The organism is Halomonas sp. MS1, assembly GCF_024182575.1.
Lineage (GTDB): Bacteria > Pseudomonadota > Gammaproteobacteria > Pseudomonadales > Halomonadaceae > Vreelandella.
On the sequence record NZ_CP098926.1, the window covers coordinates 231,058 to 243,108 of the forward strand.

Sequence of the window (12,051 nt, forward strand, 5' to 3'; positions counted from 1 at the left end):
TATTCTGCTGCTAATAAATTAAGTTACCAATGTAATGCTGGTCACTGCACGCAGATTACGCTGTTTGCAGTGCTGTTCTACACTTTCAACAATCTCCTCCGCATCATTGATTTGTTGCATATCCAGTTGAATATCAACCATTAAGAAGCTACCAACCTGAGCTAAACGTACGTCGTCATTGGCAATATCGAAGTCTGCCACCTCTTGTACTACGTCCTGGCGAACGCTACCCAACGGCTCGCCAAACATCAATTCGCGCAGCGCGCCACGCATCATGCGAATAGGCATCGGCAAGAAGTATCCGGCGATAATCAGCACCATCACAGGATCGGCAAAACGCGCCAGATGAGCCCAAGGGGTCAGCGTTAATCCCCACGTGAGCGCAAAGCCCAGCATCACAGCGGCACTCAGCCATGTGTCCATTTGCCACTGACGCAGCTCGGCAGCTAGCAGTGATGAGCGCGCAATTCGGGCATAACGGCTCAACCACCACCAAGTCAGTAAACAGCCTGCCACATTCACCACGCCAAACATCAACGCAAGATCTAACGTTACCAGCCGCCCGCCTTGCGCAAGACTCCACACAGCAGACACCATTGAGAACAGGCACACTAACGCGATCACTACGCCTTTAAGCAGCACAGCCAACGGCTCTACGGTCAGCCGCCCAAAGGGGTAATGATTATCTGCCGGTTTGCGCGCCTGCTTTAACGCAAACAACGACAGCGACGCCAGCACTAAACTTAATAGCGAATAGCCACTATCGAATAAAATAGTAATTGATCCACTGGCAAGCCCGAGTGCAAGGCCGGTAAAGGCAAACAGGCTGGCAGAGACAGCAGAAAATCTGAGCGCACGGCGCTCGGCGACAAAGGGGGTCACGCGAAATACTCCAGTAAAGTGTGTTAAACCCAACGCATCATAGTGAGTACACTAACGTTTCACCAATCGCTCAGCGCCAACTTTCTTGGCTCTCAATGGAGTAACCCATGCGCGCAGAACAAGTGCAGGCGTTTATTGACGTTACTGAACATGGCTCCTTTGCGGCGGCCGCGCGACACACAGGGATAAAACGCAGCACGCTAAGCGCCACAGTTAATGCCTTGGAAGATAGTCTTGGGGTCGTGCTGTTCGAGCGTTCAGGCAATAGCCTACAGCTCACTGCGGTAGGTGAAAGCGTGCTGCCAGACTGCTACCGACTGCTGACAAGTGCCAGCCGAATCAAAAAACACTGCCAACAGCACCTGCAAGGCGTAGAAAGCCAGCTGTGCATTGCCAGGGATGATGCGTTGCCCGAAGCATTTTGGCGACAAGTCATGCACGATTTAAAGCAGCGCTATCCGCTTACGGCCATCTCGGTATATTTATTGCCTCCTCAAGAGCACCCACAGTTCGTCCTTCGCCAAACCGTTGATATCGCCTTTGGGTTGTATACCGCTGAAGGTGCCGACGTAAATGCCAGTAATCTTGCACCGGTGAGCATGTGCCTAGTAGCGGCAACGTCGCACCCGCTAAGCCGCTTGCCCAGCGTTACCCGCGATGATCTCGCCCAATATACCCAGGTGTGCTTAACCTATGAGCAGGGCGATAAGCTAGTCAGTGAGGCACTTTTTTCGACAAATTACCTCGGGCTGACCATGTTCGAGGTCATTCGCGATGCCGCTATCAATGGCACTGGCTGGGCACTACTACCCTACCCATTGGTGAAAGAAGCCATAGAAAGCCATCAGCTTTGCGCGTTAAATCATGATCTCGCCCTGGACAGCCACTATTATCGCTACGTAGAGGGTGAAAGCCTGGGCGTAGTCGCCACCGCGCTGCTAACGAAGGTGTCACGCTTTTTAGGCACTACCCGTTGATGCTTTGTAATAGCGTTGAAATAGAGCATTGGAAAAAATTGCTTATGCCTTCCACTCTATTAAGGAACTTGTAAAAAAGTGCTACATAAGGAGATCAAAAGGACACGCTAGAGAACCGGCACAGGTGAGTGTCATCTAAGCGTAAAGTGCATCTGCCAGTGTCGATGTTGCCGTCAACTAAGGAGTAGTTTCCACGATGGTACGACTCGATAAGAAAGCGACTAGGCTGTATGTCCTAGACACGAATGTCCTTATCCACGACCCCGCCGCGCTCTACCACTTTGATGAGCACGACGTCGTTATCCCCATGACTGTACTCGAGGAGCTAGATAAGCATAAAAACGGCATCAGAGAGATTGCCCGCACAGCGCGGCAAATTAGCCGCACGCTTTCCGACTTAACCAATCAGGTCACCTTCGACGAAATCCAGAAAGGCATTCCTATTCCCCGCATCAGTGGTGAATCGGGCCGCCTACATTTTTTGTGCTACAACGACCTTAAACCCTTCGACTCCCTTGATGACAACCCCGACAACCGCATTCTGGCGGAAACTTGCCGGTTGCGCGATGAGCGTCCGGATGCTTCCGTCATCCTGATCACTAAAGACATCAACCTGAGGGTAAAAGCTGCCGCGCTAAAAGTGCCAGTGGAAGATTACCTGAATGATCGCGCCTATTCTGACAGCGATGCCATGATTGAAGGCGCACAGGTTTACGCCACTGCCGGACAGGATGGTGCTTCGCTGTGGGAAGCGCTCAATGTCGAGGTCACCGTTGAACGTGTCGACCACCACACCTTTTATCAGCTAAGTGGCAACATGCCTCGCCATTGGCATGTCGGCATGCTGGTGTCCGATAGCGAAAATGGCGCTGAGTTTGAAGCCATTGTCCGTGAGCTTTCACCGTCATCTGCCCGACTACAGCTACTTACCAACTACCGTCACCATGCGGGCGTATGGGGCGTTCATGCTCACGACAGTCGCCAAAACTTCACCCTCAATTTGCTGATGGACCCGGACATTGATCTGGTCACCATTGCTGGTAATGCAGGCACCGGCAAAACCTTTATGACACTCGCTGCAGCGTTCCAGCAAACACTGGACGCCAAACTATTTGAGCGCATTGTGTTTACCCGTGCGCCAATACCCATGGGCGAAGATATCGGTTTTTTACCAGGCACCGAAGAGGAGAAAATGTCGCCGTGGATGGGTGCCTTCCACGACAATATGGACAACCTGTTGCGTAATGAAGAAGGGGAATCTAGCTGGGATAATGGTGCTACTCGGCAGTTAATTGGCTCTAGGGTACAGATTCGCGCACCGAGCTTTATGCGTGGGCGTACCTTAAACGATACGTTCTTGATTATTGACGAGGCGCAAAACTTCACCCCCAAACAACTGAAGTCACTGGTAACCCGAGCGGGTCGAAATACCAAAATTGTCTGTTTAGGCAACGTTGGCCAGATCGACACGCCCTACCTCACCGCCAACACCTGTGGCATGGCTGCGGTTGTCGAACGATTTAGGGATTGGCCCCATGCTGGACACATTACCCTGAAAAGCGTTGAACGTTCACGCTTGGCGCTGGCTGCCGAAGAGCTGTTGTAACGTTTGCCGCAAAAACCCTACCGATTCACACTTCCACTAAACAACACCGCCCAGCAAAGCTGGGCGGTGTTGTTTAGTGGCTATTATTTACAGGTTCATTAATCCCGCGGTTGGTGTCGCGCATCAACATTTTCGCTATTCCAGGGATTTTTAACACCCACCGTGTCGGCAGCAAATGCCTGACGTTCGCCAAGTGAGCGAGCAGCTCCCACCGTTGTGTCGTTGCAGGTCTGGCGCTCCATTTCGCAGTTGAGTTCGGCACCAAACAGCACCACAAACGCTGACAGCCAAAACCACAGCATTAGCGCCACAACAGCACCAAGAGAGCCATACAACTCACTAAAGGTAGAAAAGTACCGTACGTAAAGCGACAAGCCACCTGAGCCTAGTAACCACATAGTGGTGGCAAACAGCGTGCCATAGCTTAACCAGCGCCACTGGGCAGAACGTCGATAAGGCGCGTAACGATACAGCAAAGCAATAAGCACGCTCATCAGTAACAACAGCGCGGGCCAACGCAGCCATTTCAAAACACTATTCACCGGTGGCTCAATCGTCAGCGCATCCACCACTATCGGCACAATGGCGATAAACCCCAGTGACACTAGCGTCATTATGATCAAGCCAAAGGTCAACGATACCAGCACGACACCACGCAACAATAACGGGCGCTTTTCGTGTTCGCCATACACTACGTTTAAGCCAATCACTAACACGGAAACACTTTTCGATGCGATGTACATGGCCACTAACAGCCCCGCAAGCGCTGTCATCACATTGCCAGACTCCGTCGTCTCGACCACCTTTTGAGCCTGCTGATCAATCAAGTTTGCCGCATCCGGTGGCATAAAGCGGCTAATTTCGTAAAGCTGACGACCTGCCTCAATAGGATCAAACAGCAAACCCCAAAGAGAAATAACGGCGGCAATGGTCGGAAATAGCGCCAGCAGGGCATAAAAAGCGATGCCCGCGGCAAAGATAGTAATCCGGTCCCGACGTGCAGCACGCACTACACGCCAAATAATATCGAGCCACCCCTCACGAGGGATATCACCAGGTACGCCAGCTCTACGACCTCGGTACTGCTTACCCACTTAGCCCAACCGCTCGCTCAGCCACTTACCAATATCATTTACCTGCTGCGGGCATAGCGCATGCGCCATCGGATACTGGCGATAATTAACCGTGTAGCCCATTTCTTTTAGGCGTTCGACACCACTGCGACCCAGAGTCTCAGGAACGATGGGGTCGAAATTCCCATGATGCACTTCGATGGGTATCTCACGATTGGAGTCAGCTAAATCGATGCTATCGGCCGTCGCAAAATAGGTCGACATTGCCAACAGTCCGCCAAGAGACTGAGGGAACGAGAGTGCCGCCTGATAAGCGACTGCGCCACCTTGGGAAAAACCCGCTACGATAATACGACGACTGTCGATCCCTTGATCAATCTGTTCTTCAATCAGCGCCTGGATACGTTCAGCAGATGTTTTCAGCTGCACTTCATCTACCCGACGCCCTAAGTCCATGGCGAGGATGTCGTACCACGCAGGCATCACCATGCCGCCATTAATAGTGACCGGCAAGCGCGGCGCATGGGGCATAATAAAACGCACATGCGCTGAGTCCGGTAGTGTCAGAGCTGGCACTAGCGGCTCGAAATCGTGCCCATCGGCACCCAACCCGTGAATAATAAACACGCACGCATCGGCGGGTTGACCATTTTGCGGTTCAATAATCAGTTCGCCTGGGGCTGTCATGGGCTCTTTCCTTGCTAACGTTAAAAGCGCCACCCTAGCGTAAAGTGACGCGTTGGGCGAGTCATTTGCCTGCTTAAAGCGGCCAAACCAGTGGAATAAGGGTTAAGGCAATGGCTCCCGTCAAAAGGTTTAAGCCACCACCAACACGTAAGAAATCACTAACCCGGTAGCCGCCAGGGCCATGCACCATAAGGTTCGTTTGATAACCAATCGGCGTTAAAAAACTCGCCGAGGCAGCAAACATTACCGCCACCACGTAGGGCATCGGGTTAACCCCCAGGCTTTCTGCTGCTGCCATGATCACCGGAAAAATGATCACCGCAGCGGCATTATTGGTTACCAACTCGGTTAACATTGCCACAACGCAATAAGTAGCAATTAATAGCAACAATGGGTTACCCGCTACCAACGATAGAACACTGCCCGCCAGGAAATCCGCCGCGCCGGATGTTTGCAGCGCAGCCCCCACCCCGAACGATGCTGCAATGGTCAGCAACACTTGCGTATCCAGGCCACGCTTAGCAGCGCCCACGGAACAACAACCGGTTAACAGCGCGAGCGCCGCGCCCAACATAGCAGCATTGAGCATACTTAAGACACCTAATGCCGCCAACAGCACCGCCCCCAACAGAATCGCCCAAGCCAGCGGGGCTTTTTCATGCACAGGCCGCGCTGAGCCGTTCAACTCGCTAATTAAAAGAAAGTCTTTCGATTGGCGATGGCGCTCAATGAACGGAGGGCGCGCTTCTAACAGCAGTACATCAGCAGGTTGCAAACGGACTTGACCTAAGTTGCCGGTTACCCGCTCGCCGCCACGACAGATTGCTAGGACAGCAGCGCCATACAGCGTTCTAAAACGGCCGTCACGAATCCGCTGCCCAATAAACTGGCACTGGTTCGATACCACCGCTTCAACCAAGCGACGCTCTTTAAACTCTTTTTCCAAACTCGACGCGGCGTCACGAGAAGGGATGAGTCCACGAATCTGCTGTAGCTCTACAGCGGCGTCCGAGGTGCCCACAAAAACGAGTCGGTCGCCTGCCTTTAGCTGCTCGCCTGGCCCCACCACACTCACCACATTACCTGCACGCTCAATTTCGACTAGAAAAAGTTCTTGAAGGTGGCGTAACCCAGCCTCTTCCACCGTACGATCAACCAGCACCCCTGCAGGATCAACTTCCATTTCGATAGTGAACTCGCGAGGGTTAGCAAACGCTTTTGACATCCCCTCTCGGGAGGGCAATAAGCGTGGCCCTAAGAAGATAAGATAAGCAAGGCCCACCAGCGCAACAGGGACACCTACCCACGCTAAATCAAATAGCCCCATCTCAAGCGCGGGATAGCGCTCTACTAACAAACCATGCACAACTAAGTTAGTACTGGTACCAAACAGTGTAATGGTACCGCCTAGAATGGAAGCAAAGCTGAGCGGCATTAAAAGCCGTTGAGGAGAAAGCCTTAATCGCCGACTCCAACTCATTACCGCAGGGATGTAGGTAGCCACTACGGGCGTGTTATTGAGAAAACCGCTCAGCGATGCCACGGGTAACAGCAGCCGAACAAGCGCCCCCCGCTCACTGTTAGGGCGACCCAGTACATAGCGAATAATCAGGTCAATGCCACCCGTTTCACGAATACTGGCAACCAACACATACATGAAGGCCACGGTAAACAAGCCACTGTTAGAAAAACCGCCCAGCGCCTGCTGAGGATCAATGACCCCCAAGGTCATTAACACCACGACGGCACCAAGCAGAATAATGTCTGGCCCCAATCGAGACAGTGTCATTAACGGGAAGATAGTCAGCACTACCCCCACGGCTATCCAAGCATCCAGCGACATATCCTGCATCCCTAACCTAAAATATTAGGAGCATTGTGCCGCCTCGATGATATTCTAAAAAGTTATTTTTAGAAACACAGTAAGAACAAAAAAGAATATAGGCGTGAGAAGTGAGAAGTGAGAAGTGAGAAGTGAGAAGTGAGAAGTGAGAAGTGAGAAGTGAGAAGTGAACAGGATACCGATTAGATAAAAACGAAAAAACCCCGCTTTCGCGGGGTTTTTTAGCATATTAGCGTTACACGCTAACAGCGAACATCATCGTTTCTAATTAAAGAACTTTGATGTTAGAAGCCTGAAGGCCTTTTTTACCCTGAGTAACGTCGAAGGAAACCTTCTGACCGTCTTGCAGAGTTTTGAAGCCGTCAGCTTGAATTTCAGAGAAATGCGCGAACAGGTCGTCGCCATTGTCGTCCGGAGAAATGAAGCCGAAGCCTTTAGTGTCGTTAAACCACTTAACGGTACCAGTTGCCATGATCGAAATCCTCGATGTAGCTTGATGTAGAGCCGGGTAATACCCGAGTTGCAGTGGGTAGAACAAGAAACTTTCACCAGACTAAACGCTTGGGCGTTTCGATACTGCTGACAACGTTCGACTTGCTAACCAACTGCATTCAGCATGCGCTTAACTTAGCCGCACGTCAATACTATAGTTAAAAAAAATGTCAGGGTGATGACTAGTCCGCGGACACCATCCACCCTGCTGCTTTCTCAGCAATCATTAAGGTAGGTGAGTTGGTATTACCGCTGGTAATGGTCGGCATAATACTGGCGTCCACTACTCGCAGACCGCTCACGCCCTTAACACGCAGCTTGGAATCCACCACGGCCCCCGGATCGTCATCGCGGCCCATTTTCGCCGTCCCAACGGGGTGAAAGATAGTGGTACCGATATCGCCCGCCAATTTGGCCAGCTCTTCGTCGCTTTGATACTGCACCCCAGGCTTAAACTCTTCTGGCTGATACTTAGCGAATGCCTGCTGCTCGGCAATTCGCCGCGTAACCCGTAATGAGTCTGCCGCCACCTTGCGGTCTTCTTGCGTGCTCAGGTAGTTAGGCTCAATGGCGGGCGCCGTCTGTGGATCACGGTTTTTGATCCTTACCGAGCCACGGCTTGTGGGGTTAAGGTTGCAGACACTGGCAGTAATCGCAGGAAACTCATGCAGCGGCTGGCCAAACGCATCCAGACTTAATGGCTGTACATGGTACTCGATGTTGGCGTGCTGATACTCGTCAGAACTGCGCGTAAAGATACATAACTGAGAAGGAGCCATACTCATCGGCCCCCTACGTTTCAGCACGTATTCCAAACCAATCATGGCTTTACCCAGTAGAGTACTGGCCATGGTATTGAGCGTTTTTGCCCCTTTCACCTTATAGACAGAACGAATCTGCAAGTGGTCCTGCAAGTTTTCGCCTACGCCAGGTAGCGCTGCCACCACATCAATACCGTGTTGTTGTAATAGCTCGGGCGCGCCAATACCGGAAAGCTGCAGAATCTGTGGCGAACCGATAGCACCAGCACTCAGCACAACTTCTTTATTGGCTGTCACGTTGATCGTTGCGCCTTCACGCAAAAGCTCAGCGCCCGTGCAGCGTGGTTGGCCACCTTGTGGTTCAAATAGCAAACGATTGACGTGGGTAGAGTGCCAGATCGTTAGGTTGGTGCGCTGCTTGATCGGCCGCAAAAACGCTTTAGAAGTATTCCAGCGCCAGCCATTGCGCTGGTTGACTTCAAAATAGTTAACGCCTTCGTTATCACCACGATTGAAATCGTCAGTGCGCGGAATGCCCGCTTGCACCGCCGCCTCAGCAAAATCATCTAGCACTTGCCAGCTTAAGCGCTGTTTTTCGATCCGCCATTCGCCACCATGACCATGATAACGGCGATGATCGGCATCGCCTTCACCACCTTCATCCAAACGGTGATGGTCTTCGTGTTTCATAAAATCTGGCAAGCAGTTCTCCCACCGCCAGGCGTCATCGCCGGTCAACTCGGCCCAGTGATCGTAATCGCGTGCCTGACCACGTAGATAAAGCATGCCGTTAATGCTGGAGCAGCCACCTAGCGTTTTACCCCGGGGGTAAATCAGTGAGCGGCCATTGAGCCCTTTGTCAGGCTCGGTACGAAACAGCCAGTCAGTGCGCGGGTTGTTGATGCAGTAAAGATAGCCCACCGGAATATGAATCCAGTGGTAGTTATCCGGCCCGCCCGCTTCAATTAGCAGCACCTTATTATTTGGATTAGCACTGAGTCTGTTAGCCATCAGGCACCCTGCGGTGCCTGCGCCGATCACAATATAATCGAAGTTATTATTAGTAGCATGTGACATGTACGGGCTCCCGTAACGTAATGGCGTTACTTCGCCGTCGGCATCACAAACTCAGCGCCTGAATCAATAGAGTCTGACCAGCGCTGCATAATGGATTTCTGTTTGGTATAGAAGCGCACGCCCTCTTCGCCATAAGCATGCGTATCGCCAAACAGCGAACGCTTCCAACCGCCGAAACCGTGCCACGCCATGGGTACCGGAATGGGCACATTGATGCCGACCATGCCCACCTGAATACGGCGACCAAATTCCCGCGCAACGCTACCACTCTCAGTGAAGCAGCTCACGCCGTTACCAAACTCATGATCATTGATCAGTTGAATGGCGGTGGCAATATCCGGCACCCGAATACAGGCCAGCACTGGGCCGAATATCTCTTCTTTGTAAATGGTCATCTCGGGAGTGACATGATCAAACAGAGTGCCGCCCATCCAGAAGCCTTCGCCACAGCCGTCGCCGGTTTGCGCGGCATCGAATTCTCGGCCATCCACCACCAAGTGTGCGCCTTCTTCTACACCTTTATTAATGTAACCAGTAATCCGCTCATGGGCCTGGCGGGTGACAATCGGGCCCATTTCCGCATCCAACTGCATGCCGTCTTTAACTTTCAGCGCCTTGGCACGTTCAGCCAACTGAGCCACCACGCCATCCGCCACATCGCCCACCAGCACCGCCACGCTGATCGCCATACAACGTTCGCCCGCCGAGCCGTAGGCAGCACCAATCAAGGCATCCACGGCTTTATCCAGGTTGGCATCCGGCATTACTACCATATGGTTTTTAGCGCCACCCAGTGCTTGCACCCGCTTGCCATGCTTAGCGCCGCGCTCGTAAATCAGGTTAGCAATCGGCGTAGAACCAACAAACGATAACGCTTTAACATCCGGATGGTCGATCAACGCTTCAACGCTGTCTTTATCGCCCTGAACCACGTTGAACACACCATCCGGCAAACCCGCCTGCTTGAGCAGATCGGCGATCATCAGCGAAGCACTAGGGTCAAGCGGACTAGGCTTAAGTACAAAAGTGTTACCTGCAGCAATCGCCACGGGGAACATCCACATCGGTACCATGACAGGGAAGTTGAACGGCGTAATGCCCGCTACCACGCCCAATGGCTGTCGCATGGTCCAGTTATCAATACCGGTGCTTACCTGCTCGGTATAGTCGCCCTTTAACAACTGAGGAATACCGCAAGCGAATTCAACGACATCAATCCCCCGGGCAACTTCGCCCTGGGCATCAGTAAACACTTTGCCATGCTCTTTAGTAATTGCTTCCGCCAATGCATCTTTATGGGTGTTGAGCAGCTCCAAAAACTTGAACAAAACCCGTGCCCGACGAATGGGCGGGGTGTCGGCCCAAGTAGGAAATGCCGCTTTAGCGGCTTGCACAGCACTATCGACATCGTGTGCCGAGGCAAGTACCACGTTTCCGGTGACGTTACCCGTCGCAGGATTAAACACATTTTGAGAGAGACCCGAGCTTCCCTGGCTGATCTGCCCGTTAATGAAATGATTAATAGTGGTTGTTGTCATTTGGCTACCTTTATAAGCAGATTAAAATACCGAATTAAGTACTGACAGATTAACCAGCTCTGTGAGGCAATCAATTGAGTAATTTTTAACCTAGATATAAGCTTTTCAAATAACACAACGACAACAGGTGCTCGCTTATGCAAGAAAACTCAGCGCTACGGGCATTTGTAGCCGTCGCACGTACCGGCAGCGTTTCACGGGCAGCTGACCAGCTATGCCTGACTCAACCCGCCGTCAGCCTAAAGTTGAAGCAACTTCAGCAGCACTTAGGGTTAACCCTATTCACCCGTCGCCCTCAGGGATTAACGCTAACTGCCGACGGCTATGCGTTATTGCCCGCCGCAGAAAATGCTCTGGCCAGCGCCCTGGCCTTTGAGCAACGCGCTAGCGCTTTGCACAGTACCCTGCGAGGAAAACTAAAAATCGGCACGATTGTTGACCCGGAATTTATTCGCCTGGGTAAATTTCTCAGCCGATTGATGGCTCGTGCCCCTCAATTGGAAACCGAGCTGCATCACGGGATGAGTGGCAACGTATTAACGAAGGTAGAGCAAGGCGAACTGGATGTGGGCTTTTTTCTCGCCCCTCCCGGCGAAGGATCAGGAAGCGAAATCCTTGCTTGGCGTGAGCTGACCCACTTCCACTACCACGTAATTGCCCCAGCAGGCTGGGAAACCAAACTGTTAGATACTCGCTGGGAAGCTCTAGCCAAGCTTCCCTGGATAGTCACTCCCTCGGTCTCGGCGCACCACCGGCTGCTAGAACGCGTTCTAACCCCAAGCGGCGCCACGCCTAATAGGGTTGCCCAAGTAGACCAAGAAGCTTGTATGCTGGATTTAGTACGTGCGGGAGTGGGTCTAAGCTTAGCCAGGGACGCGCTGGCAATGGCCGAACGCCAGGAAAGCGGTTTGGCTGTAGCCGACAATGTTCGCCTGCCCTGTGCACTTAGCATGATATGGCGCAAAGAACGCGCGGCGGAGCCGACTATCAGAGCAGCATTGGATACGTTAGACACAGTATGGCCTTACCGGCTGGGGTAGCACATAGGTTATGTAAGGTATTAGCCAACGTTGCCACTAAGCGACTCTACATTGAGCGATAACTCACCACGTCCA

At 52.3% G+C, this 12,051-nt stretch carries 10 protein-coding genes; 3 read left to right on the forward strand and 7 right to left on the reverse strand.

What is annotated here, in order from left to right; genetic code table 11:
* Positions 1-18 precede the first annotated feature (18 nt).
* Positions 19-882, reverse strand: a complete 864-nt coding sequence (locus NF683_RS01120) for a cation diffusion facilitator family transporter (protein WP_038477380.1) — start codon at positions 880-882, stop codon at positions 19-21.
* 107 nt (positions 883-989) lie between these two features.
* On the opposite strand from NF683_RS01120, the gene NF683_RS01125 reads away from it, so the two are divergent.
* Complete coding sequence (locus NF683_RS01125) at positions 990-1,859, forward strand: LysR family transcriptional regulator (protein ID WP_038477383.1); 870 nt, start codon at positions 990-992, stop codon at positions 1,857-1,859.
* A 196-nt stretch (positions 1,860-2,055) separates the two neighbouring features.
* Positions 2,056-3,465 carry a PhoH family protein gene (locus NF683_RS01130; protein ID WP_193085645.1) on the forward strand — a complete coding sequence of 470 codons (1,410 nt, stop codon included), beginning with the start codon at positions 2,056-2,058 and terminating at the stop codon, positions 3,463-3,465.
* Positions 3,466-3,563: 98 nt separating this feature from the next.
* Here the strand turns inward: NF683_RS01130 and NF683_RS01135 are convergent, their stop codons facing one another.
* The 6 genes from NF683_RS01135 to NF683_RS01160 form a co-directional block, all read right to left on the reverse strand.
* Positions 3,564-4,559: a YihY/virulence factor BrkB family protein gene (locus tag NF683_RS01135; protein WP_253921025.1), complete on the reverse strand. Its 996-nt coding sequence runs from the start codon at positions 4,557-4,559 to the stop codon at positions 3,564-3,566.
* A complete protein-coding gene (locus tag NF683_RS01140) occupies positions 4,560-5,225 on the reverse strand; it encodes an alpha/beta hydrolase (RefSeq protein ID WP_253921026.1) in 666 nt (221 codons plus the stop codon). It abuts the gene before it with no gap.
* Positions 5,226-5,298: 73 nt separating this feature from the next.
* Positions 5,299-7,068: an SLC13 family permease gene (locus NF683_RS01145; RefSeq protein ID WP_193085441.1), complete on the reverse strand. Its 1,770-nt coding sequence runs from the start codon at positions 7,066-7,068 to the stop codon at positions 5,299-5,301.
* 268 nt (positions 7,069-7,336) lie between these two features.
* Positions 7,337-7,540 (reverse strand): cold-shock protein, encoded by a 204-nt coding sequence (locus tag NF683_RS01150; RefSeq protein WP_009101184.1) that lies wholly within the window; start codon positions 7,538-7,540, stop codon positions 7,337-7,339.
* Positions 7,541-7,742: 202 nt separating this feature from the next.
* Positions 7,743-9,398 (reverse strand): GMC family oxidoreductase, encoded by a 1,656-nt coding sequence (locus NF683_RS01155; RefSeq protein WP_253921027.1) that lies wholly within the window; start codon positions 9,396-9,398, stop codon positions 7,743-7,745.
* 26 nt (positions 9,399-9,424) lie between these two features.
* On the reverse strand, positions 9,425-10,936 hold the full coding sequence (locus tag NF683_RS01160; protein WP_253921028.1) for a CoA-acylating methylmalonate-semialdehyde dehydrogenase: 1,512 nt from the start codon (positions 10,934-10,936) through the stop codon (positions 9,425-9,427).
* A gap of 137 nt (positions 10,937-11,073) precedes the next feature.
* Between NF683_RS01160 and NF683_RS01165 the strand changes: the two genes are divergently transcribed.
* Entirely contained in the window at positions 11,074-11,976 is a 903-nt protein-coding gene (locus NF683_RS01165; protein ID WP_253921029.1) for a LysR family transcriptional regulator, read from the forward strand.
* Positions 11,977-12,051 lie beyond the last annotated feature (75 nt).